The sequence below is a fragment of the Clostridium estertheticum subsp. estertheticum genome, assembly GCF_001877035.1.
Lineage (GTDB): Bacteria > Bacillota > Clostridia > Clostridiales > Clostridiaceae > Clostridium_AD > Clostridium_AD estertheticum.
The window spans coordinates 4,049,560-4,071,446 of record NZ_CP015756.1 but is presented as its reverse complement, the minus strand read 5'-3'; the positions used below and the strand labels follow the sequence as shown (position 1 = coordinate 4,071,446).

The 21,887-nt window shown below is 29.5% G+C and carries 28 protein-coding genes; 22 read left to right on the top strand and 6 right to left on the bottom strand.

Going from position 1 to position 21,887, the window contains the following annotated elements; genetic code table 11:
* Window positions 1–187 precede the first annotated feature (187 nt).
* The 9 genes from A7L45_RS18975 to A7L45_RS23975 all read left to right on the top strand — a co-directional run bounded on the left by A7L45_RS18975 (window position 188) and on the right by A7L45_RS23975 (window position 6,984).
* Window positions 188–847, top strand: a complete 660-nt coding sequence (locus A7L45_RS18975) for an acetyltransferase (protein WP_084647520.1) — start codon at window positions 188–190, stop codon at window positions 845–847.
* A gap of 1 nt (window position 848) precedes the next feature.
* Entirely contained in the window at window positions 849–2,000 is a 1,152-nt protein-coding gene (locus A7L45_RS18970; protein ID WP_071614233.1) for a DegT/DnrJ/EryC1/StrS family aminotransferase, read from the top strand.
* A gap of 105 nt (window positions 2,001–2,105) precedes the next feature.
* The gene (gene rfbA, locus A7L45_RS18965) at window positions 2,106–3,008 is read left to right on the top strand and encodes a glucose-1-phosphate thymidylyltransferase RfbA (protein ID WP_071614232.1); all 903 of its coding nucleotides are present in this window, start codon (window positions 2,106–2,108) and stop codon (window positions 3,006–3,008) included.
* A gap of 30 nt (window positions 3,009–3,038) precedes the next feature.
* Window positions 3,039–3,596: a dTDP-4-dehydrorhamnose 3,5-epimerase gene (gene rfbC / locus A7L45_RS18960; RefSeq protein ID WP_411910977.1), complete on the top strand. Its 558-nt coding sequence runs from the start codon at window positions 3,039–3,041 to the stop codon at window positions 3,594–3,596.
* 2 nt (window positions 3,597–3,598) lie between these two features.
* On the top strand, window positions 3,599–4,654 hold the full coding sequence (gene rfbB, locus A7L45_RS18955) for a dTDP-glucose 4,6-dehydratase (protein ID WP_071614230.1): 1,056 nt from the start codon (window positions 3,599–3,601) through the stop codon (window positions 4,652–4,654).
* Between the two features lie 255 nt (window positions 4,655–4,909).
* Entirely contained in the window at window positions 4,910–5,206 is a 297-nt protein-coding gene (locus A7L45_RS24330; protein ID WP_420912636.1) for an Rpn family recombination-promoting nuclease/putative transposase, read from the top strand.
* A gap of 159 nt (window positions 5,207–5,365) precedes the next feature.
* Complete coding sequence (locus tag A7L45_RS24325) at window positions 5,366–5,551, top strand: hypothetical protein (protein ID WP_341473376.1); 186 nt, start codon at window positions 5,366–5,368, stop codon at window positions 5,549–5,551.
* Window positions 5,552–5,806: 255 nt separating this feature from the next.
* Window positions 5,807–6,691, top strand: a complete 885-nt coding sequence (locus A7L45_RS18945; protein ID WP_071614229.1) for a DUF4351 domain-containing protein — start codon at window positions 5,807–5,809, stop codon at window positions 6,689–6,691.
* A 164-nt stretch (window positions 6,692–6,855) separates the two neighbouring features.
* Window positions 6,856–6,984, top strand: a complete 129-nt coding sequence (locus A7L45_RS23975; RefSeq protein WP_236900494.1) for a hypothetical protein — start codon at window positions 6,856–6,858, stop codon at window positions 6,982–6,984.
* 31 nt (window positions 6,985–7,015) lie between these two features.
* Here A7L45_RS23975 and A7L45_RS18935 read toward each other — a convergent pair whose 3' ends face one another.
* Window positions 7,016–7,471 (bottom strand): GGDEF domain-containing protein, encoded by a 456-nt coding sequence (locus A7L45_RS18935; protein WP_071614228.1) that lies wholly within the window; start codon window positions 7,469–7,471, stop codon window positions 7,016–7,018.
* Window positions 7,472–7,642: 171 nt separating this feature from the next.
* The gene (locus A7L45_RS18930) at window positions 7,643–8,176 is read right to left on the bottom strand and encodes a PAS domain-containing protein (RefSeq protein ID WP_071614227.1); all 534 of its coding nucleotides are present in this window, start codon (window positions 8,174–8,176) and stop codon (window positions 7,643–7,645) included.
* A gap of 669 nt (window positions 8,177–8,845) precedes the next feature.
* Between A7L45_RS18930 and A7L45_RS18925 the strand changes: the two genes are divergently transcribed.
* The 3 genes from A7L45_RS18925 to A7L45_RS18915 all read left to right on the top strand — a co-directional run bounded on the left by A7L45_RS18925 (window position 8,846) and on the right by A7L45_RS18915 (window position 12,252).
* Window positions 8,846–9,850 carry a hypothetical protein gene (locus A7L45_RS18925; RefSeq protein WP_071614226.1) on the top strand — a complete coding sequence of 335 codons (1,005 nt, stop codon included), beginning with the start codon at window positions 8,846–8,848 and terminating at the stop codon, window positions 9,848–9,850.
* Window positions 9,851–10,054: 204 nt separating this feature from the next.
* Entirely contained in the window at window positions 10,055–11,014 is a 960-nt protein-coding gene (locus A7L45_RS18920) for a hypothetical protein (RefSeq protein WP_071614225.1), read from the top strand.
* A gap of 206 nt (window positions 11,015–11,220) precedes the next feature.
* Window positions 11,221–12,252, top strand: coding sequence for an acyltransferase family protein (locus tag A7L45_RS18915; protein WP_071614224.1), 1,032 nt, complete (start codon window positions 11,221–11,223; stop codon window positions 12,250–12,252).
* Window positions 12,253–12,363: 111 nt separating this feature from the next.
* Here the strand turns inward: A7L45_RS18915 and A7L45_RS18910 are convergent, their stop codons facing one another.
* From A7L45_RS18910 to A7L45_RS18900, 3 genes are read right to left on the bottom strand one after another with little or no spacing between them, the layout of a single operon-like run.
* A complete protein-coding gene (locus tag A7L45_RS18910; protein WP_071614223.1) occupies window positions 12,364–12,897 on the bottom strand; it encodes a sigma-70 family RNA polymerase sigma factor in 534 nt (177 codons plus the stop codon).
* A gap of 53 nt (window positions 12,898–12,950) precedes the next feature.
* The gene (locus A7L45_RS18905; RefSeq protein ID WP_071614222.1) at window positions 12,951–14,057 is read right to left on the bottom strand and encodes a DnaD domain-containing protein; all 1,107 of its coding nucleotides are present in this window, start codon (window positions 14,055–14,057) and stop codon (window positions 12,951–12,953) included.
* Between the two features lie 15 nt (window positions 14,058–14,072).
* Window positions 14,073–14,342 (bottom strand): helix-turn-helix transcriptional regulator, encoded by a 270-nt coding sequence (locus tag A7L45_RS18900; RefSeq protein ID WP_071614221.1) that lies wholly within the window; start codon window positions 14,340–14,342, stop codon window positions 14,073–14,075.
* A gap of 229 nt (window positions 14,343–14,571) precedes the next feature.
* Here A7L45_RS18900 and A7L45_RS18895 point away from each other — a divergent pair, with 229 nt between their 5' ends.
* The 5 genes from A7L45_RS18895 (at window position 14,572) to A7L45_RS18875 (ending at window position 16,599) form a co-directional block, all read left to right on the top strand.
* On the top strand, window positions 14,572–15,051 hold the full coding sequence (locus A7L45_RS18895) for a helix-turn-helix domain-containing protein (protein WP_084647518.1): 480 nt from the start codon (window positions 14,572–14,574) through the stop codon (window positions 15,049–15,051).
* A gap of 22 nt (window positions 15,052–15,073) precedes the next feature.
* A complete protein-coding gene (locus tag A7L45_RS18890) occupies window positions 15,074–15,508 on the top strand; it encodes an ImmA/IrrE family metallo-endopeptidase (protein ID WP_071614220.1) in 435 nt (144 codons plus the stop codon).
* 163 nt (window positions 15,509–15,671) lie between these two features.
* The gene (locus A7L45_RS18885) at window positions 15,672–15,890 is read left to right on the top strand and encodes a DUF3791 domain-containing protein (RefSeq protein ID WP_071614219.1); all 219 of its coding nucleotides are present in this window, start codon (window positions 15,672–15,674) and stop codon (window positions 15,888–15,890) included.
* On the top strand, window positions 15,887–16,366 hold the full coding sequence (locus A7L45_RS18880) for a DUF3990 domain-containing protein (protein ID WP_071614218.1): 480 nt from the start codon (window positions 15,887–15,889) through the stop codon (window positions 16,364–16,366). The genes A7L45_RS18885 and A7L45_RS18880 overlap by 4 nt, the downstream gene beginning before the upstream one ends.
* A 2-nt stretch (window positions 16,367–16,368) precedes the next feature.
* Window positions 16,369–16,599, top strand: a complete 231-nt coding sequence (locus A7L45_RS18875; protein WP_071614217.1) for a hypothetical protein — start codon at window positions 16,369–16,371, stop codon at window positions 16,597–16,599.
* 46 nt (window positions 16,600–16,645) lie between these two features.
* Here the strand turns inward: A7L45_RS18875 and A7L45_RS23610 are convergent, their stop codons facing one another.
* Window positions 16,646–16,810, bottom strand: a complete 165-nt coding sequence (locus A7L45_RS23610; RefSeq protein ID WP_170288090.1) for a hypothetical protein — start codon at window positions 16,808–16,810, stop codon at window positions 16,646–16,648.
* A gap of 6 nt (window positions 16,811–16,816) precedes the next feature.
* On the opposite strand from A7L45_RS23610, the gene A7L45_RS23605 reads away from it, so the two are divergent.
* The 5 genes from A7L45_RS23605 (at window position 16,817) to A7L45_RS18855 (ending at window position 21,857) form a co-directional block, all read left to right on the top strand.
* Window positions 16,817–17,011 carry an ImmA/IrrE family metallo-endopeptidase gene (locus tag A7L45_RS23605; protein ID WP_071614216.1) on the top strand — a complete coding sequence of 65 codons (195 nt, stop codon included), beginning with the start codon at window positions 16,817–16,819 and terminating at the stop codon, window positions 17,009–17,011.
* 554 nt (window positions 17,012–17,565) lie between these two features.
* Window positions 17,566–19,428 (top strand): DL-endopeptidase inhibitor IseA family protein, encoded by a 1,863-nt coding sequence (locus A7L45_RS18865; protein ID WP_071614215.1) that lies wholly within the window; start codon window positions 17,566–17,568, stop codon window positions 19,426–19,428.
* Window positions 19,429–19,749: 321 nt separating this feature from the next.
* A complete protein-coding gene (locus tag A7L45_RS18860; protein WP_071614214.1) occupies window positions 19,750–20,976 on the top strand; it encodes an autotransporter outer membrane beta-barrel domain-containing protein in 1,227 nt (408 codons plus the stop codon).
* Window positions 20,977–21,180: 204 nt separating this feature from the next.
* Window positions 21,181–21,303, top strand: a complete 123-nt coding sequence (locus A7L45_RS24135; protein WP_257786556.1) for a hypothetical protein — start codon at window positions 21,181–21,183, stop codon at window positions 21,301–21,303.
* 35 nt (window positions 21,304–21,338) lie between these two features.
* Complete coding sequence (locus A7L45_RS18855) at window positions 21,339–21,857, top strand: VanZ family protein (protein ID WP_071615057.1); 519 nt, start codon at window positions 21,339–21,341, stop codon at window positions 21,855–21,857.
* Window positions 21,858–21,887: the final 30 nt, after the last annotated feature.

Below are 21,887 nucleotides of genomic sequence, written 5' to 3'. Positions count from 1 at the left end.
TCTAATCCCAAGTCCTATTGGATGTAATCATTCGATTAGAAAGTAATAAAGCGAAAATGTTTTAGACTTGTAAAAGCAAGTATATGCTAATCCGAAACTATTCAAATAAAAAAGTTAATAGTAGCTTAATTCTTAATATCGATTGATTAGTAACAATATTATGTAGTTGCATTAGGAGATGATTATAATGGTAAAAAAAGACATAGTTATTTTTGGAGCAGGTGGATTTGGTCGTGAGGTTATGTGGCTACTCGAAGAAAATAATTCTGATATTGAAACATGGAATATATTAGGATTTGTAGATGATACTCCAAATTTTAAGGGGAAGGTTGTAAATGGTTTTCCTATAGTAGGAAATACAGATTGGCTTATTGAATATGGCAAGGAGCTATCTGTCGTTTGTTGCATAGGTAATTCTAAGGATAGACAAAGTGTAATTAAAAAATTACAGAATAATAAAAATTTAAAATTCCCTAATATTATTTCAAAAGATGCAAGAGTATCTAGATTAGTTAGTTTTGGGCAAGGGTGTATAATCTGTGGTGGTTCAACTTTAACAGTAAACATAAGGCTAGGTGATTTTTTAATAGTCAATTTAAATTGTACAGTAGGTCATGATGCTGTTTTGAATAAGTTTGTTACATTAAACCCTAGTGTTAATGTTTCGGGGTATGTACAAATAGGAAATTGCTCGGAAATAGGAACGGGATCCCAAATAATTCAGCATACACAAATTGGATGCAATACAATAGTTGGAGCCGGCGCGGTGGTTGTTAAAGATCTTCCTTCAAATTGCACAGCAGTTGGTGGTCCAGCAAAACCTATAAAATATTTTAAGGAGGTCTGAAATGAATAAACCAATTCAAGTAACCCGATCCTCAATGCCAGACTTTGAGGAATATACAGAAGAAATTAAAGACCTATGGGAAAGTCATTGGCTAACTAACATGGGTGCAAAACATAAACAATTTGAAGCTACATTATTGAAGTATTTAAATATACCGAATATTACGCTTTTTACTAATGGTCACCTTGCATTAGAGTGCACAATAGCCGCACTTAATCTTACTGGAGAAGTTATCACAACTCCGTTCACATTTGCATCTACAACCCATGCAATAGTAAGGAATGGTTTAGAACCAGTGTTTTGTGATATAAATTCTGATGATTATACAATAGATGTGGATAAGTTAGAAAGTTTGATAACAGATAAAACATGTGCTATTGTCCCTGTTCATGTATATGGAAACATCTGCAATGTTAAAGAAATTGAAAGAATAGCAAGGAAGTATGACTTAAAGATTATTTATGATGCAGCTCATGCTTTTGGTGTGACAGTAGATGGTGTAAGTATTGCAAACTTTGGAGATGCTTCTATGTTCAGTTTCCATGCTACAAAGGTATTTAATACTATTGAAGGTGGAGCGGTAGTTTATAAAGGTGAAAAATTGGCTGAAATATTATATGACATAAAGAATTTTGGGATTACAGGTCCAGAGTCTGTTGAATATGTTGGTGGAAATGCTAAAATGAATGAATTTCAAGCTGCAATGGGTATTTGTAATCTTCGTCATATTGATGGAGAGATAGAAAAACGAAAAGCTGTAGTAGAAAGATACGTTGAAAGATTAGGGAGTATTAAAGGTATTAAGTTAGTTAGGCCTCAAACGGGAGTGAATAGCAACTATGCTTACTTTCCAGTAGTATTTGATGGATATAAGCTAAACCGTGATGAGATATCAGAGAAACTAAAGGCTGAAAATATCTTTGCTCGTAAATATTTCTACCCACTCACTAGTAGTTTTGAGTGTTATAAAGGTAGATTTGATGTAGAAAAAACACCTATTGCAAAATATATAGCGGAACGTGTACTTACGTTGCCTCTTTATGCTGATTTGGCTTTAGAAGATGTTGATAGAATTTGTGACATTATTTTAAATTATAATAGGGCCAGTAATGAATCTAATTTAGAAGCTGCGGCTTCATTATCGAGGATTTAATTTTTGGTAAAAACGTAGAACCTAAGTGGTATAAATTAAAAATATTAATAAAAAGTTAGATTTTAATGAATAATATGGAAAAGCTAATTTCTAAGGAGGCAAATCATGAAAGGGATTATTTTAGCTGGAGGTTCGGGCACAAGGCTTTACCCAGTAACAAAAGCAGTATCAAAACAAATACTTCCAATATATGATAAGCCAATGATATATTATCCGTTATCAGTATTAATGCTTGCAGGTATAAAGGAAATATTAATTATTTCAACTCCTAGAGATGTAGTTACATTTGAAGAGTTACTAGGTGATGGGAGTGATATAGGACTTAAATTACAGTATGCTGTTCAAGAAGAACCAAGAGGACTGGCAGATGCATTTATAATTGGAGAAGACTTTATAGGCAGCGATAAGGTAGCTTTAGTACTCGGAGATAATATTTTCCATGGTTATGGTTTTACCCAAAGATTAAAAAGAGCATCAGAAAGAGAAGGAGCTACTATTTTTGGGTACCATGTAAGCAATCCGACTGAATTTGGTGTTGTTGAATTTGATGAGAATAATAATGTAGTATCTATAGAGGAAAAACCTTTAAAACCTAAATCTAATTATGCAGTTCCTGGTCTTTATTTCTATGATAACAATGTAATAGAAATAGCGAAAAATGTTAAACCTTCAGCTAGAGGCGAAATAGAAATAACAGCTGTAAATAATGAATATTTAAGGCTAGGTAAACTAAAAGTTGAGCTATTTGGTAGAGGAATGGCATGGCTTGATACAGGAACTCATAGAGGGCTTCTAGATGCAGCGAACTTTGTTGAAGCAATACAAACTAGGCAAGGTTTATATGTAGCTTGTATAGAAGAGATAGCTTATAAAACCGGTTTTATAAACAGAGAGCAACTTTTAAAATTAGCAGAGCCTTTAATGAAATCAGAATATGGTAAGTATCTAGTGCAGATTGTTGATGATTATAATAAAGCTAATTTAGAAGCAGCAGCTGTAATAGAATAATTAATGGGGGCGTTAGATTTGTTTAATTTTATGGAAACTAAAATAGACGGTGTTTATATAATTGAACCTAAAGTTTTTGGGGACAACAGAGGATATTTTATGGAGACCTACAATAAAAATGATTTTTTTGAGGCTGGGCTTAAAATGGAATTTGTTCAAGATAATGAATCAAAGTCTAAAAAAGGTGTACTCAGGGGACTTCATTTTCAAACTAAACATACTCAAGGTAAATTAGTCCGAGTTACAAAGGGACAAGTCTTTGATGTAGCAGTAGATTTAAGAATAGGTTCAGCAACTTTTGGAAAATGGGAAGGAGTTATCCTTACAGACGAAAACAAAAAGCAATTTTATGTTCCAGAAGGATTTGCTCATGGTTTTTTAGTCCTTTCAGATGAGGCTGTATTTAATTATAAATGCACAGATTACTATGCACCAGAATATGATAGTGGAGTATTATGGAATGATAAAGATATAGCTATAAAGTGGCCACTGGATGGCATAGAGGAAATTTTATTATCAGATAAGGATAAAATACAAAAAAGACTAAAAGATTTAGAAATATCATTTGAATATAAGGGGAGTAATTAAATATGAAAACTTATTTAGTAACAGGTGGAGCTGGGTTTATAGGCGCAAATTTCATTCATTACATGTTAAATAAATATTCAGATATAAAAATCATAAATCTAGACAAATTAACTTATGCAGGAAATTTAGAGAATTTAAAAGATGTAGAAACTAATTCTAATTATACTTTTGTTTGCGGAGATATATGCGATAAAGAACTCGCAGAGAAATTGTTCTTTGATAACGATATTGATTATGTTGTAAACTTTGCAGCAGAATCACATGTAGATAGAAGTATAAAAGAGCCAGAAATATTTGTTAAAACAAATGTCTTAGGTACAGTAAATATTTTAAATGTTGCTAAAAATTCCTGGGAAATATCCGGTGGTTTTAAAGAAGGTAAAAAGTTTATGCAAGTATCCACTGATGAAGTGTACGGGTCACTTGGGGATACAGGATTCTTTCTTGAAACTACACCACTTGATCCACACAGTCCTTACTCTTCAAGTAAAACTGGTGCAGATCTAATGGTAAAGGCATATTTTGATACGTATAAAATGCCTGTAAATACGACTAGGTGTTCAAACAATTATGGGCCATACCAATTCCCAGAAAAATTAATACCACTACTAATAAACAACTGCTTAAATCATAAGAATCTACCAGTATACGGTGATGGAATGAACATAAGAGATTGGTTATATGTAGAAGACCATTGCAAAGCAATAGACATGGTTATTAACGGTGGAAGATTAGGTGAAGTTTATAATATAGGTGGACACAATGAGAGAGCTAATATACAAATAGTTAAAACCATTATAAGTTATTTAAACGAAAATGTAGATAAAGAAATAACAGAAAAATTAATAAGTTATGTTGAAGATAGATTAGGCCATGACAAAAGATATGGAATAGATCCAACTAAGATAAAAGAAGAGCTTGGATGGTATCCTGAAACTACTTTTGAAGTAGGAATAAAAAAGACGATACAATGGAATTTAGACAATAAAGAGTGGATGGATAATATCACGTCAGGTGAGTACCAGAATTATTATGATAATATGTACCAAAATAAATAGTGCCACCCACATGGCAAGTGGCATGTTGGGTATAACTAAAGTGGAAGCTACTGAAATTTATAGAGATATAATTTTGGTAGTTTTTTTGTTGCATGGCAATATTTTAATGATTTAAAAGTGGTGTAAGGAAAAATTAATATGATATAATGAAATTAATTAGTAAATTACAGAATTACAAGGAAGTGAATAAAGATCTTATTTATTCATGTAGAGGTACAAAGCTATAGTAGTGGGCATGAGATTTTTGGAGAAAGAATGTTTAGATATTTTTATAGGATATGGGACAAATTTAGAGATAAAAATAAAGATAGGTCAGAAATAGTAGCTGCAGCAATATATACTTATAAAGGTAATAGTGGAAAAGATAAAAGTTATGTATATAAACTACCAGAGTTAGAAAATGAAATATTAATATATAACTTTAAAACTATTGATGTAGAAAAAATAGAACTTGAAAATATTAGTGATGATAACCCAATCAAATTAGTTTTTAAAATGGCGAAAAGTTTATTAGAAACAGGTGCAAGAGATGAGGATATATATGAGGCATAAATAAAACTATCAGATGAATTATCAACTTATAATAAAGTTAAAAGAAATGATCAAATAAAAGCATTAGTAGATTTTTTAGGATATTTATTTTTAACAGAAGACATAGCGTTTGTAAAGAAATATGAAGAATATAAAAGGGAAAGAGGAGGTGCATTTAAATTGAGTATAGACGAAATTAGAAAATTGCACTACAAGGAAGAAGGTAGAGAAGAAGGAAGAGAAGAAGGGATAAAACAGCTTATATTGAAACAATACAGTAAGGGGCTTTCTATAGAATACATTGCGGAGATAAATGATTTTGATGTTGAATATGTGAGGGATGTAGTAAAGAATGTCATCCACTAGCATCAGATGCTGATTAAGTATATGTAAATTGGAATGGAGAGTTGGAAGGTTAAGAAAAAAAGAATGGCGATAGCCACGGGATGGAACTACTGAAATTTATAGAAATATAATTTTGGTAGTTTTTTTGTATTAAAAATCTTTATACTGGATTAGGTTAGTTATTGACGTGAAATGAATAGGCATACAATATAATAAACATTATAGTGTAAAAGGTATAGTGATTTGATATAATAAGAGAAAGGGGTGAATGATTAAATGTCCTATGAAACAAGACCACAGACTTATGATGAAACTATAAGAATTTTAGAGAAAAAAGATTATCGTGGTATTGCAGAATTTATTTTACCATCTGTAAAAGAAGCAGATGAAATAAGTTTAGAACATACAAAATTATCTGTACCCGATATGAGAGAAATGGATTTTTTAGCGAAGATTAATATGAATAAAGAAAGCTTTATTCTTCACATAGAATTTGAAACTGTATATAAAAGTAACGCACAAATGATGAAAAGAATGCTGAGGTATTATACCTACATTAAATGGCATAATGACTTACCAATCTATCAGGTACTTATGGTACTAAAGAAGCCTGTAAATGTTAAGAATATTAAAGGCAGTTTTGAAAGTACAGTTCAAGGGCTAGAAATAATGAAATACAACTATAAGGTTATAAAAGCTTATGAGATTGATAAAAATGAAATACTAAGTCAAAAGAGTATAGTATTTTATCCACTTAGAGTATTTATGAAACATGACGGAGAAACTGAAAAAGAACATATATTAGAATGTTTGTCAGTAGTAGAAAAAATAGAAGATACGGATTATTATTTTTTAACAGTGGAGTGTTTAAAAAAGATTTATCAAACAAGTGAATATGAAGAGTTTGTAGAGGAGGAGATTTATATGTCATCTGCATTATATAAAGAGCCTTATGAAAAAGGTAGAGAAGAAGGGTTGCAAGAGGGTGAAACAAAAACTCTTGCGAGGACCACAATAAAATTTTTAATTAAAAAATTTGGTATTATACCAGATGATTTAAAGGAGAGTATACAAAAATTAGATGCGACAACATTAGAAATAATCATCGATAATATTTTAGAATATGAAAGTTTAGATCAGATAAAAAAATATATTCGCTAGGGCAATTAATAAACAGATTTCGCTTTTTTCATCCATATGTTGGAAAAGAGTAGCGCTGGCAACTAGCAACAGAGCTTGTCCGCTTCGCTTCGAATTCTGTAAGATGTCAGAGCCTTGGGAATGATTGGCAAGCGGCTAAAACAGAAGATGGTACACAGCTTGAGATAGAAGTACAGCTAACAAATCAGCACAATATGGATAAAAGGACAATGTGGTATTGGGGGGGAATTTATTATAACATTATAACATTCCACCCCAGGGGTAAATGTTATATAGTAGGTCTCTTATCATGAACAGACTTTCATATTACGCACCATCTCTTTATTATTTGCTTAGCTTATTTTTGTACATATTCTTATCAGCAATATTAATAAACTGTCTAGTTACCCCTATAGACGTTTCAGAGAAAGAGTATCCTACAGATACTTTTATTTGAAGTTCACGATTATGCTTATTTTGCTTACATATTGATTCATTTAGAAGTGCAAATAAAGCCTTTACTTTATTAAGAGATACATTCTTAATTATGACTATAAATTCATCTCCACCGGTCCTTGCTATAACTGAGCTCTTAGCAAAAGTAGCTTTTAATATATTAAAATAACTGACTATTAATCTGTCACCATATTCGTGTCCCATAGTATCATTAGTTATTTTTAAATTATCCAAATCACAAAATATAATACCTATGGGAAGGTCTATCTGCGTATTTAGAATATGAATTTCTTTTTCTAGATAACATCTATTATATGCTCCTGTTAAGTAATCGTAATAACTCAATCTTTCAAGTTTTTCTTCTAACTGTTTTTTGTCTGTAATATCCCGATTAAATCCTTCTAGTTTAATTAATGTACCATTTATATCGTATATAGGGATGCAATGATCTTCTAGCCAAACATAATGGCCATCTTTATGTCGATATCTGGCACAAAGCGGTTTGGTAAAATTAACTTAATTAGTTAATTTTTTCTTAATAATATAACGATCATCTGGGTGAACTATATTAAATACAAGCATTGGATTAATGTAGTATTCCTGAGCATCATAGCCTAGTATATTTTTTATTGAAGGACTTAAATATGTAAGTATGAATATTGGATTTAACTCAGCACTATAAATGAAATCCCTGGACCGCTCAAACATTTGATTTATTCTTTTTTCATGAATATATGATGATATGTCAATCAAGGAGAGCCTGTAACCAATTATGTTATTGCTACTATCTACTATTGGACAACTGGCTAAATCAACTGGAATAACTATACCCTTTTTTGTTATAACAGAGGATTTCATGGTTATTACGGATTTAGAATTTTGAAGAATAAAAGAAAGAATATTTTGGATGTTTTTATTTAATAGTTCCTTCATAGAGTAACCTAATAGTGTAAAGCAATTGCTGCTAATAAAAGTTATTGATTCTTTAATATTAATTTCAATGTATATTTCTCTTAAGAAATTCAACATTTTATTGTTATCATAGCACATATAAATTCTCCTTTAGATAATTAAAAATATTTGTTTTAAGTAACTAATATTACATTATTTTTTATTATATGTCTTTTATGGAGAAGAGTATATACTAATGAGTTAAGTTGCAAATATGAGTTGTGACTGAACCGTGAGTGAGATAAGTTTATTTTAGGATTAGTTTTAGAAACATCTACAACTTTTTTAGTTGAAATAAAATACAGAGATAAAAGATGAATTAGGTTGGTCAAGATAAAAGTTATGTATATAAACTACCAGAGTTAGAAAATGAAATACTAATATATAACTAATATAAAAGGGAAAGAGGAGGTGTATTAAATTGAGTATAGACGAAATTAGAAAATTGCACTACAAGGAAGAAGGAAGAGAAGAAGGGATAAAAAAATAGAATATTTATTTCCATTAAAGAGTGTATTTTAACCTAATTATGGTATAAAATACACCTTTTGTTTTTGATTTGTTGTTACGGGGAGATCTTTTATAGTTGCATCAAGATCCATTGTGGCTCTTGTATCGAGGCCAACAATTGCTGCAATTAAAAACCCGCCTTTTATTATAAAGTTTTATAGATATAGTTCGAAAAATATAACATAGTAATTTATTGCTTTTTATATACAACACAACTAAGTGCAAAATTGTTTTAAAACAATTATGGGGGGATTTAATTTGAAAAAGAAAATTATAAGTTCATTTCTTGTTACTTTAATGATAACAGGATCATCATCATTTTCAGCTTTTGCTACAATGGCAAATGGTACGGTTTTAATTGGGAACAAATCGTTCGAATTAGCTTATGCTAACGATCCAGCAAATTCTACGGAAATTACTAATAAAATCATTGAGGGTGGAGCAATTTATGTTAAAGATTTTTCAGGAAATTGGATAGACAATACAACAGGAGAAATCGTAGATGCAAGTGTTATTCCTGGTGAAGATGAAGAATTGTCCAAAGGAGATAAATTTTACATTGAAGGAGTAACTCATCCTAAAAGCACAATAATAGATTTTAAGCTTGCTGATGTTAATGGGGACGGTGTTAAAGAAAATATTGTGGTAGCAGGATACCATGACCCTGATACTTATGATAATTACTTAAATTTAGTAATACAAGATCCATGTAACAAAAAGGTATTGAAAAATATAAAAATAAAAGGGGATGGTCTTAGAATAGAAAGTAGTGAATTATGTTTATCAGACTTTAATAATGATAAAATTCTGGATATAATGTTGAGAGAAGGTTATGAGGGTAATCATAATCCATCTCCAGCTGAAATTTTTTCTTTTAAGGATAATGAATTATCAGTATTATTAAATGTACAAGATGCACCTGTTACACTTAATAATGAAGATTTTACATTTACGCATGTCAATAAAAATTCAATAATGTATTTAGGAATTTATAATAAAGCATCAGGTGAAAATTTTTGTATAAAAAATTATGATCAGTCTGAATATAGCGAGGGTTATGAGGCCGGAAAAGTTTATTTAGGAGATTATCATATTTCATTAAATGATAAAAACCCTCAAACAATAAGAGTTTCTACAATAATTAGAAGTGAAGCAGGGGCAATGGTTGGAATAGGAAGTATAGAATGTACGTATGGTTTTAATAACGAAAACAATGAATGGAATATTTTGGATATGAAAGTGAATGATAACGAATCATATTAAGCGTTATATAGGGTGGGAAGTAATCAACGTACAGTTGTTATAGTGATTAGGTAAATAGAAAATTCTAATTAACAGTTCCATGAAATAAGATAATTAAAGTTTTATAAATATAGTTCGAAAAATATAACATAGTAATTTATTGCTTTTTACATACAACGCAACTAAGTGCAAAATTGTTTTAAAACAATTATGGGGGGATTTAATTTGAAAAAGAAAATTATAAGTTCATTGCTTGTTACTTTAATGATAACAGGATCATCATCATTTTCAGCTTTTGCTACAATAGCGAATGGTACGGTTTTAATTGGGAACAAATCCTTCGAATTAGCTTATGCTAATGATCTAGCAAATTCTACGGAGATTACTAATAAAATCATTGAGGGTGGAGCAATTTATGTTAAAGATTTTTCAGGGAATTGGATAGACAATACAACAGGAGAAATCGTAGATGCAAGTGTTATTCCCGGTGAAGAAACCACTAGTGGAACTACAACGGACTTAGATATAATAAAAGCCAAAAGTCTTTATAAATTAACTATGAAAGATAATACTGGACTAAATTATTCAGTAAATATTTTTAGTGATGATAACCAGATTGAACAGGCATCATTTGACCCTATTGAAGATTGGGCTGGTGTTTGGGCCGGTGCAAGTGAAGGAGACCAATTAAGCAGAGGACACTATAAAGTAGCTGTGTCGAAAGATGGAGAGACTAAACCAAAAATATATGATGTTAATGAGAATGAAGAACAAATATTAAATTTGAATCCTAATAGAAAATTAATTACAGTTCATAAAAATATACAAGCGGGGCAGTCAGATTTTTTATTAATGGGCACCCCAGGTGGATCGAATTTTTCAGATATGAAGATATATTATATAAAGGATGGAATACTTAAATTATCAAGTTTTATAGATAATGGAGAAATTACAAATTCTGTTCTTACGTATAGTTCTCGAAATCTTTTCTTTAAACAGTTAGAGAACAATGTTTTTGAAACATCTACTTATAACAATTCAGAGTTTGGGGGTGGGAGCATTGGATTCTATATTGCAACTCGAAAATTTGATATAGATAGCGGAGAATTTACTTATATAAGTAGTAGATTTATGGAAACAGATCATTATTTTAATTATGTAAAACAAGCCGTTGGTGTTAATTAGAAAGGCGAAGATGGAACATCTGATGTGGATTAAGTGTGAGGAAGTTATTGATAATAATGGGAACTGGGTGTAACCTTAAGGAAAAGCGCTAATATTACAATATGACAAGAAATATAGCTTGTAATTCATTTTAAGCTATTTGCTGTTCCTCTCCTTTATATGATAACATGTCGAATAAACTGTTATTATGGGAGGGACAAATTAATATGGAAAAAAAGAGACTGAATTGGATTGATATGGCGAAGGGATTTGCAATGATTTTGGTTATGTTTGGGCATGCGCCTATTTTACTGCCTATTCAGGCAGAAGTATATACATTTCATGTACCATTATTTTTCTTTATGTCAGGATATTTATTTTCAAATGTAAAATATAATAATTTCTCAGCATTTTTAAAAAAGAGGATTATAACTATAGGTATACCGTATTTTTGTTTTTCTTTTATTGAGTATATCTATTTTTTTGTATTCAATAATAAACAAAACGTTAGTCCTTTAAAATCATTTATTGGAACACTCATACCATTAAGATATAACAATGGTACTCTGCATAATGGAACACTGTGGTTTATAGCTTGTTTGTTTATGTGTGAGATGGTATTTTTCTTAATAGTTAAATGGACTAAAAATGATAAAAGAAAGATTATCACATGTTTAGTAGTTAGCGCAATTATTGGAGGTATCTACAATACGTATATTGGAAAGCCATTACCTTGGAGCTTTGATGTAGCATTTATTGCTGTAGTATTTTATGGTATAGGTTATTTAATAAAAGGGATGGAAAACAAGGTAAGTAAACTTGTGAGTATAAAATACTTAGTTGTATTTTTAATTATTAATGTAATTATAGGACATTTGAATGTTCGTAATATGAATGCTCGCGTGGATATGTCTTCTATTGAATATGGTAATTACTTCTTATTCTTTGGGTCAGCTATTAGTGGAATTATGGCATCATTAATTTTTTGCAGATTATTGCCAAAATCAAAATTACTAATATATATAGGTAAAAACAGTATAATATTTTTTGCGTTTCATCAAATGATACTATATCCAATCATCGATAAATTAATAAGACATATTAGTTTTTTAACTAGTGAGAAATCATACATAGTAACATTAAATGGCATAATACATGTTGGGGTAACTTTGATTGTTATGATCCCAATAATTTATGTTATTAACAATTATATGCCATTCATATTAGGTAAAAGATTTTCAAAGAAAGGTGCTAATTGAATTATGCTTGTTATTTACGCGAAATGAATTGAAAAAAATCCGGTAATCATAATATTTTTATGATTTACCGGATTTTTTTTGTATTATAAGTGAATTTTTTTTAATATATATCTACATAATTGCCTTTAATTTTTCTAGAGCTTTTTTCTTAATCCTTGAATACTTATAATAACTTTTATCAGTTGTGCAAGCTATCTCTGTAAGAGAGTGTCCCATAATATAAAATCGCTCTAATATATAACGTTCAAAAGGTTCAAGGGTATTAAGAGCAACATATAACTTTTCAACCTCATCATATGCTATCACTTCGTCTTCTAAGGTGAATTCATAATGCTCCTGGGCATCAAAATCTACCATATTACTATTTGGGACTTCGCGGAAATGTTTTATTTCTCCTTTTAAAAGAGCTTTAAAGTTCATTTTTATAGCATTAATGCAATACCCGTTAAAGCTGTTGCTACCTAGTTTATATAATGCTATAGCTTTTATTACGGACAAATACCCGTGTTGAATTAGGTCCTGGGTGGTATAGCCTGGAATATGATATTTTGATGATTCTTTGAATATAAGGTATTTAAACTTTCCAATTATAAGTTCTGTAGCTTCGCTGTCACCGTTTTTAGCCTTTTCAACTAGTTTTTCCATAATTAAAGCACCACCTTCTAATTTTTTATTTAAAGTTTATTAAATATAATAATTTATTGAGCTATCCCAAGTAATTGTTTTTCTAAAAGATCAAAATCATATGTTCTCTGTTCGTAGTCACAAAAGCTACCACTTTTCACAGAGTGCGATCCACTATTAATGCTGTTACTACTGTTATTCCTATTCCATTGTTTCTGATAGGTAACAACCTCCTTAGCAGTTTTTATGCCTTCGCTTATCCAGCTATTGATAACACTCGAGATATATTTGATGTTTTTTGCATTATAATTAACCGCCTCTTTTATAGCCATAATTATGACTTCATAACTTACGTGTTTTGTAAAATCTAATATTTTTTCATACACTAGTGGTGTAATAACATGTATATTTTCTTCGAATATTTTAATTATACTTTTAATACCAACAGCCGTAGCAGCAGGATTTTCTGATCTAGTTATTAACGATTTTTTAGTTGTTACATCTGCTTTAGGTACTTCTTCCTCTTCTACTTCTTCTTTATTTATTATTCTTTGTTCTTTATTTATTACTACTTCTTCTTTATTTCTTATTCTATTACTTGGCATATGCTTGGTAGCCCCTATCAAGGGGGTATCAAGGGGCTTAATAAATCTGGTTTCATTTGATTCATCAGCTGTATCCATAACAATTATGTTATTACTTTGGTCTTCTGAATGCTCTTGATTTATAGGACTTAGATCATTTATATCAGTCGGTATAACGTTTACAACAAGACCGTTGAAAATATTATTTACATCTAAGCCGGCAGCTTCATATTTTTCATATAATATTTTAAGTAATACTTTACTTTTGATTTTTTGCGCTTCTTTTTTTATACACGCAATAACATTGGGATTATTTGGAAAATTGTATTTAATCCAATTTAATACCATAATTTCATTTGTCTCTTCGCAGTATAAAATCTTTTTATAATCACAAAATTTTTTAAGCAGCTCATTCACAAGCACTTTGTCATATCCTGTTTCTAGTGAAATAAGCCTAGGGGATAGCTCGTATATCCCGCACTGCGTGGATTTTGTATTCGTTAGAAGATATAGATAAAAAAGTTTTTCCTGTGAATCTAGTTCAAGTACAAAAGTATCACTCCAAAATTCCGTATAAATCTGTCTATATTTAGCCATTATTTATTCCTCCATTCAATTAATTATTGTCATTTTTTTATTGTTAAAATTACTTATGATTTTATCAGTTGGAGGGAATATATATTCCACACTTACTCCAAAAGCATTTGCTATTGATCTCCTACTTGAATGATTTGGATAACTTTTACCCTTTTCCCAGAGCCAATAATTTTTATTAGTTGTAAAACATTTTAGTCCGGCTTGTCTTTGCCCCCATCCTTTTATTACTCTTAAAACTTCCATCTTTTTATACCAAGTAAGGTTATTAAATGTTTCTGATATCATTATTGCACCTCCTATTATTGTATAACGACGTTTATTAACTTCTTTAATTTAATATAGCACAGAATAAATTACATGTAAAACCATAAAGACGTCATTTAACGACGAATAACCTCGCAAGTAGTTATTATCCATTATTTACATTTATTTACTATGCTTATCTTCAATTTATTGACATATTAACGTCATTGACGTATAATTGCTTCATAATCTTATTATCGGAGGAGTATTTATGGTTTTATCTAAAAAAGAAGTTGGTTTATTAATAAACAAAGCGCGTAAGCACAAATCCAAAATAATTGGTGGGAAATATACTCAAAGCATGTTAGCAATGGATTTAGAACTTTCGAGAGGATATATTGGTGATATTGAGAATGGTAGAATTTACCCTAACTATGTTCTTTTAAATAAAATTGCAGAAAAGTGTGAAGTTCCTTTAGGCTTTTTTGTAGATGAGGAGAAATCAGATATAGATATAGATATTACTAAAACTGAGGATGAAGAAATAATTAAAAGTTCTTTAGCAGATAAATCCACATCAGACTTTGATGAGATAACGGATGTAAAAGAGGCTATGGATATTATTCTCTCGCAATCAGGACTTATGTTAAATGGAGAGATGTTATCAAAGGAAAGCAAAATAGCTTTAGCAAACGCTATACAAATGGGAATTGCTTATGCAGAAAAAATGCAAAATGAAGAAAACAAATAATACTTTTATTTAGGGGGAGCTAATGAATGTTATTAAAGATACTGTTTCATCTCTTTTTATAATCTATGGTACTTTAAATCCGTTTGAACTATGTGAACATCTCAACATAAAAATTATAATAAGTAATCTGGGAAATGAAATAAAAGGATTCTTCCAGAGAACACATGGGTATGAAATGATCCATATAAATTCTGGGATTGAAGACCATGAAATGAAATATGTTTGTGCTCATGAACTTGGTCATGCAATTCTTCATAGCAATATGTCTATAAGTTACCTTATTGAAAATCCATTGCAAGTTAAAAATAAATTTGAAATTCAAGCAGATAAATTTGCTGCTGAAATTCTAATTAATTATGAGATTAAAGATCAAGGATATGGACAGCTAGATATTGAGCAAATTAGCTCCTTAATTTGTGTTCCTACAAAATTAATAAAATATAAATTAAATATATAATATATTTATTATAGTGTTAAGTAAATAGACAATTAAAATCACTTACATAGCACAAAGCAATTGAGGTATAATAATAGTAAGTAATGAGAATTAATTAAATAACTTTATAAAATAAAAATCAATACACTGCAAAAAATATTAAAAAATTTTAGAGGTGATTAGAGTGAATGAGAAAGTATTAGAATTTACAATTTTTTGCGTAGAAAGTCTAGCAGAAAAATTAAATATAGGTGCAAAAAAAACATATAAATTACTTAAGTTTGATACGGATGTTTTAGATCATTATATTATACCTTGCTATGAAGCATTACATTCTCAAAGTAAACATTATATCGTAGAAGACTTGATAGAAGTGCTAAAAGAAAAGGGCGTTTTAATATGATATTATATCATGGATCTTATTGCCACATAGATAAACCTCATATAAGTTTTTCAAGGGAGGATTTGGACTTTGCAAGAGGATTTTATGTAACAGTAATCCAAGAACAAGCCATTAACTGGACAAATAGATTTAAAAGAAGAGAGCACAAGGCATATTTGAATATCTATAGCCTGCAGTTAGAAGATATAAATAATAGATATAAGGTTAAAGAATTTTTGAGTTATGATATGGAATGGTTAGATTTTATTTTGGATTCTAGAAATGGTAGTAAAGATTATTTGAAATATGATGTAATTATAGGTGGCATAGCTGATGATAAAGTTTATAATACAATTGAGTTATATCAGGATAACTTAATCGATAAAGAAGAGGCTCTTAAAAGATTGAAATACTACAAACCCAATCATCAAATGTGTATAGTTAATCAAGAAGTCATTGATAAATATTTAAAATATGAAGACAGTAAGGAAGTGTAAAGATGGAGGCAAACAAAATCTTATTACAATCTTTATATAAGAAAATAATTCTTGAATTTTCCATTAGAACAGGCAAAGATTTAGAGGAGAGTATGAATTATTTTTATACTTCACAAATATATGAGTTAATTAGTGAGGGTGTAAGTGACTTGCATTGCAGAGGTGCTAAGTATTTGGCAGAGGAACTAATGTTAGAAGAGGGATTTATTGAGCATAAAGGATTTTTAAAGTAGCAAGGCGAAAATGGGATATTTTAGGCTGTTTTTCAAGTATAGCTTATTAGCTATGGATATCTGAAATTAATGAATGCAGTAACGCTGTACTAAAAGAATGTTTTTTTAAAATATCATGCTTTATAGGGCTTAGATCATTTATATAAGTCGGTATAACGTTTACGGCAAGAGCTTTGAAAATATTATTTACATCTAAGCCGCAATTCTTCATAGCAATATGTCTATAAGTTACCTTATTGAAAACCCATTGCAAGTTAAAAATAAATTTGAAATTCAAGCAGATAAATTTGCTGCTGAAATTTTAATCAATTATGAGATTAAAGATCAAGGATATGGACAGCTAGATATTGAGCAAATTAGCTCCTTAATTTGTGTTCCTACAAAATTAATAAAATATAAATTAAATATATAGAAAAATAGGATATATTTCTAAAAATAATCAAATTAATGAGTACAAACAATTCACAGCCATGGGAGAAAACTACTGAAAGTTATATAATTTTCAGTAGTTTTTTTGTGTTAAAAGGATCGGTACTGGATTATGCTAGTTGTTAAATTTTAAATAATAATATTGATGAAAGGAATTTCATAGTATATTTACTCGTCAATGATAAAAATGATGAATTTATAGCGGATATAATTAAAATATTTTTATAATAGTAATGTTGATATGTTAAATGAAAGAATAAAAAAAATTACTTAATATGTATTTATTATTTCAAATATATACATTAAGACAAAAAAAGACATAAATTTGACGATTAAATAAAATAATCTTAATTTATAATGAATTATATAGGAGTTATTATATTATTATGAACAATTTAGGTTATTTTGCTCGTATCTATATTTCTATATTAAAGATATAATAATTTTTAGAAGAGGTAATAAATTATTTGGAAGCGATGAATTATATTATTTATATTAAATTAAGTATATTTATAATGGGGAGAAGTGAAGTGACAGATGAAAAAAAACATAAAAATTATATTTTCGATTGTAGTTGTATTAGTAATTGGTATTGGAGCATATGGTAAGTATACAGATTACAAAGTAAATAACGATATTAAAAAAATTATAAGTATACAAAATCAAAAATCAGAGGCTGAGGTTATAAGAGATTATAATCTTTTATTGTTTAAATATAAGAACAATAGTAAAGTCTATGTAGCTCTAAATAACTACTATATAAGTAAAGATAAATTAGATAAAGCTATTGATGCAATATATAAGGGGCTAGAGCAAAACAAGAATACTAAGCTTCTTACACAGGTGCTTTTACAAGACATGCAAAATGCAACATTACAAGAGGGATATTTAAGAGTTATTAAAGGTAGTTCAATTGCTAGCAGTGATAAGATTCCTGTAAAAACAAAGGATGGAACTACTGTTTTTTTAGAATTAGATATGGATACTAATAAAATAGACACTTCAAAAGAAGGGTTTACAGAGTTAAAGGGTAAAGAAAAATATACAGGTACCGCTATAAGTGTTGGCGTTGAAACTTTAGAGTTTACTGGAAATACTATGGGAAATAATTTAATCGGTGGTAAAATGGCGTTTAAGGATGGATGGATATATTTTAGAGACCCTGTACGTCATAGCTTATGTAAAATGAGGGAAGATTTAAGCGGGGAGATACAATTAGATGAAAAAGCAGAGCCATCATTCATTAATATTAAGGATAATAATATTTATTTTATTGATAGCAAAAGTGGTAAATATTGTTCATTAGTAAAAACAGATTTAGATGGTAAAAATAAGCAGGTTATACGGCAAAATGCTAGCTATGATTATATAGTAGGAGATAATATATATTATACAGAAACTACAGGGGAACATAATGGATGGCAGATAGTTCGCTTAAACAAAATGAATTTTAAATTTGAAGATGTAGAAAAAAATATTTCAACAAATATGGGATATATTAGCGTTATAAATAGCAAATACAATTATTCATATAATAAAAATGGTGGGTTTATAGCGGCAGGAAAAAATAAACCTACGTGGGGTTTTGGCGACACCATTAATTATAAAAATTTGACATCGGCAGAAGTTTATAAAGGCGAGGTGTATGGAAATATAGGCAATGCTAGTCAAGATAAAATTGGTTTTGGGAAACTAGATATTGAAAATAATACGCAAAATATAATGATAGAAAATGTAGAAAACTTTAATTGTATTGGTAACGAAATTTATTATATAAATGAGGATGGTATATTTAGGGCATCTGTTGATGGAACAAATAATATCAAACTTATGGATATTGATGCAAAGCCGTATGAGGTATCTTTATATAGCATTGCAAATAATATGTATGTCTATTCCAATGAAATAAAAATAGTGAAAAAAGATAAACAGGAAACTGTTGTAAAAACAAATGTGCCTGACATAAAAAACGAAGGTATAATTAAATTTTGTAATGATGCTAATAAATCAATTTCTGATATTATATCTAAAAGAAGGTTAGATCAAATTCAAACTGGTTCTACGTTTTATGTTGGTTTGGATGAGCCATATTCAAGCAAAGAAAAAATAAAGGTGGCACTCTCTAAATATTTTACAAAAGCATATGTGGGAAAATTTATGGGTGGACAAACCTTTGTTATAAAAGATGGAAAGTTATATATGATAGCTGGTGATTCAGGTGTAGGTGCAGGATATATCTATACAACTATACAAAATAGATTAAATAAAGGGAAAGTTATTCAGGCTGTATCCAATGGGATTTATTATGATGATGAATCTGATACTGAAAATGGGGATATAAAACTTATGATAGAAGATGGAAAATGGAAAATAGATAGTTTTCGTAGTGTAATTAATTAAACAAATTAAAGCTATAACGAAACAAAGAAAATGGAGGTGCATCTAAATTGAGTATAGACGAGATTAGAAAATAAATTATTTAATGAATTGCAAATAATCCGGTAATCATAATGCTTTTATGATTTACCAGATTTTTTTTGTATTATAAGTGGATTTTGGAATTACATTAATAAAAAATTCATTTTTAGGATTAATTGTGGTATTATGTAATTATTAAAAATATAAAACAATAATTGCTATTTTTGTAAATTGATAATTAGATAGCTTTTATTGAATTTCTATTTAAATGCATAAAAATATAAAAATAGGGGTGATCTATTAATGAAAAAGTTTAAAAGCGTTATGATGATGGGATTTGTGTTATTGACAGTTACGCTGTCGAAACCAGTGATGGCAATGGAGCTAAGTAGTTTTACCGATGTTCCAGATTTCGCAGTGGTAATAGGAGATAGTATGTATACGTTAGAGTATGCGAATGATCTAAAAAATGTAAGTCTAATTAATGATGCAGTAGTTAAAAATAAGGGTGATATTTTTATAAAAACAGACGATAGCGGTTGGATAAAAAATAGCAATAGTACACAGGTGAATAAAGATTCTGTAAATATTTCGACTATTAAATATAATAATGGTCAAGCAATTGTAGCTTCAGTACCAGCAACTTCAAATGTTACTAAAATACAAATTGATCCAACTATAACTAAGACTGGGACAAACACAGCTACATTTACATACAAAATATTAGATCAGAATGGATTAGATATTACTAAAACTATTCCAGCTTCAGATATTTATGGAAGTGTATCTGTAGGCTCAACCATAGTTGTAGATCCAACAACAGGAATAGGTACAATAACATTTAATTCTTCCGCTGATATTAGTAAATCAATTATTATTACATTAGTGAACAAAACTGGGGTAACTGGAACATCTGCACCTTCAAAAATTGCTGGATTTTCTATTAATCCGATTACAAGAAAGACGGGAATGTATACAGCTACTTTTGAATACGAGGTATTCAATTCAGCGAATGAGGATATAACTAAAACTGTTCCAGCTTCACAGTTAACTGCAACTTCAGCTGATAAGTCAAGTATAGTTCTAGACCCGTTAACATCAACAGGTACAATAACATATAATACTACTAGTAATATGGGTACCTCAATCAATATTACATTAAAGGACTTATTAACTGGCATTACTGCAAGTTCAGTAATGGTAGCACCTGTGGTTAAAACTGATGCTTCAAAAGTCGATAAAATTATTGTGACTTCAACAATACTAGCAGTTAGTGGAAATAATGGTTATGCATCATTTACTATATATGACCAATATGGGAATGACGTTACCAATACATCACTTGGAAACAATGTAACGTTCCAGAGTAATATTGGTCAAGTTCAAAATAAAAATGGTTTGCTTACAATAACAGCAAATGCTGGAATTGATTTAAGTACGATTAGATCCGTTGTAATAACCGGCTTTGACTTGATTAGTAAAGTTACAACAAGTGCTACATTAACTGTTTCTACCCAAGTTAAATCATAAATAGTAATTACAAAATGAATATAATAGTATAGGCACTAGAAATAGTGTCTTTTTTTAATGCAAAAAGATTTAAGAGAAGGGGTTAGAACGTAAGATAAAAGGTTGAAGTGAGGTGTTAATATGTAAACTTCTATAGGTTGATAAAGAAGTTTTATGATGTTATAATTACTATACCTTAAATTAAAATAGTGGTGGTGATTTAGAATGGATAACGAAACTACTACACATAAATCAGAGATTGATAATATTACCTTTAAAATTGCACATACAGAGGGAACAATTAATAATATAGGCAATGTAATTAATGAAAGCAGAGCTGTAAAATAAATAATTAGAGCGGGACAATATTGGATGGTGACATATTGAAAAAATTAAGTGTTATTTTATGTTTATTATGGATGGGATTTATATTTTATAATTCTTCTAGACCTGCTACAATATCAGATAAGCAGAGTTATGGGATTATTAATTCCATAAGAAGTGGAAAAAGTGTTCTGGAGGGTAAAACTAATACAGCTAAAGTTAAAAGCACTGTGCTACCCGAAGGTATAAGAAATCAAAAAATAGATGTAATTATAAGAAAAAATGCGCATGCTTTTGAATATTGCATGTTAGCAGTATTTGTTGCAAATCTTTTATTTCTATTTGGGGTTAAAGGGAAAAATGCATTGATTTACATTATGTTTATATGTTTATTTTATGCAGTAACTGATGAATTCCATCAGTCGTTTGTTTTAGGGAGAGGTTCACTCGTAAGTGATGTGTTGATAGACTTTATGGGTTCTTTAATAGGCCTCGGAATTTTCTATTTAGCATATTATAAGATATACACTAAACATATAACAAAGAGGAGAACTGCGGCGCAAGGTTTTATGAAATAGCAATAAAAGGATTTTGAGATAGTCAATTTA

What these genes read in the sequence shown, in the direction of transcription:
- A7L45_RS18975 (WP_084647520.1), top strand. Translation starts at nt 188, where the DNA reads ATGGTAAAAAAAGACATAGTTATTTTTGGAGCAGGTGGATTTGGTCGT.
- A7L45_RS18970 (WP_071614233.1), top strand. Translation starts at nt 849, where the DNA reads ATGAATAAACCAATTCAAGTAACCCGATCCTCAATGCCAGACTTTGAG.
- rfbA (WP_071614232.1), top strand. Translation starts at nt 2,106, where the DNA reads ATGAAAGGGATTATTTTAGCTGGAGGTTCGGGCACAAGGCTTTACCCA.
- rfbC (WP_411910977.1), top strand. Translation starts at nt 3,039, where the DNA reads ATGGAAACTAAAATAGACGGTGTTTATATAATTGAACCTAAAGTTTTT.
- rfbB (WP_071614230.1), top strand. Translation starts at nt 3,599, where the DNA reads ATGAAAACTTATTTAGTAACAGGTGGAGCTGGGTTTATAGGCGCAAAT.
- A7L45_RS24330 (WP_420912636.1), top strand. Translation starts at nt 4,910, where the DNA reads ATGTTTAGATATTTTTATAGGATATGGGACAAATTTAGAGATAAAAAT.
- A7L45_RS18945 (WP_071614229.1), top strand. Translation starts at nt 5,807, where the DNA reads ATGTCCTATGAAACAAGACCACAGACTTATGATGAAACTATAAGAATT.
- A7L45_RS18930 (WP_071614227.1), bottom strand. Translation starts at nt 8,176, where the DNA reads ATGTGCTATGATAACAATAAAATGTTGAATTTCTTAAGAGAAATATAC.
- A7L45_RS18915 (WP_071614224.1), top strand. Translation starts at nt 11,221, where the DNA reads ATGGAAAAAAAGAGACTGAATTGGATTGATATGGCGAAGGGATTTGCA.
- A7L45_RS18910 (WP_071614223.1), bottom strand. Translation starts at nt 12,897, where the DNA reads ATGGAAAAACTAGTTGAAAAGGCTAAAAACGGTGACAGCGAAGCTACA.
- A7L45_RS18905 (WP_071614222.1), bottom strand. Translation starts at nt 14,057, where the DNA reads ATGGCTAAATATAGACAGATTTATACGGAATTTTGGAGTGATACTTTT.
- A7L45_RS18900 (WP_071614221.1), bottom strand. Translation starts at nt 14,342, where the DNA reads ATGATATCAGAAACATTTAATAACCTTACTTGGTATAAAAAGATGGAA.
- A7L45_RS18895 (WP_084647518.1), top strand. Translation starts at nt 14,572, where the DNA reads ATGGTTTTATCTAAAAAAGAAGTTGGTTTATTAATAAACAAAGCGCGT.
- A7L45_RS18890 (WP_071614220.1), top strand. Translation starts at nt 15,074, where the DNA reads ATGAATGTTATTAAAGATACTGTTTCATCTCTTTTTATAATCTATGGT.
- A7L45_RS18880 (WP_071614218.1), top strand. Translation starts at nt 15,887, where the DNA reads ATGATATTATATCATGGATCTTATTGCCACATAGATAAACCTCATATA.
- A7L45_RS18875 (WP_071614217.1), top strand. Translation starts at nt 16,369, where the DNA reads ATGGAGGCAAACAAAATCTTATTACAATCTTTATATAAGAAAATAATT.
- A7L45_RS23610 (WP_170288090.1), bottom strand. Translation starts at nt 16,810, where the DNA reads ATGAAGAATTGCGGCTTAGATGTAAATAATATTTTCAAAGCTCTTGCC.
- A7L45_RS23605 (WP_071614216.1), top strand. Translation starts at nt 16,817, where the DNA reads ATGTCTATAAGTTACCTTATTGAAAACCCATTGCAAGTTAAAAATAAA.
- A7L45_RS18865 (WP_071614215.1), top strand. Translation starts at nt 17,566, where the DNA reads ATGAAAAAAAACATAAAAATTATATTTTCGATTGTAGTTGTATTAGTA.
- A7L45_RS18860 (WP_071614214.1), top strand. Translation starts at nt 19,750, where the DNA reads ATGAAAAAGTTTAAAAGCGTTATGATGATGGGATTTGTGTTATTGACA.
- A7L45_RS24135 (WP_257786556.1), top strand. Translation starts at nt 21,181, where the DNA reads ATGGATAACGAAACTACTACACATAAATCAGAGATTGATAATATTACC.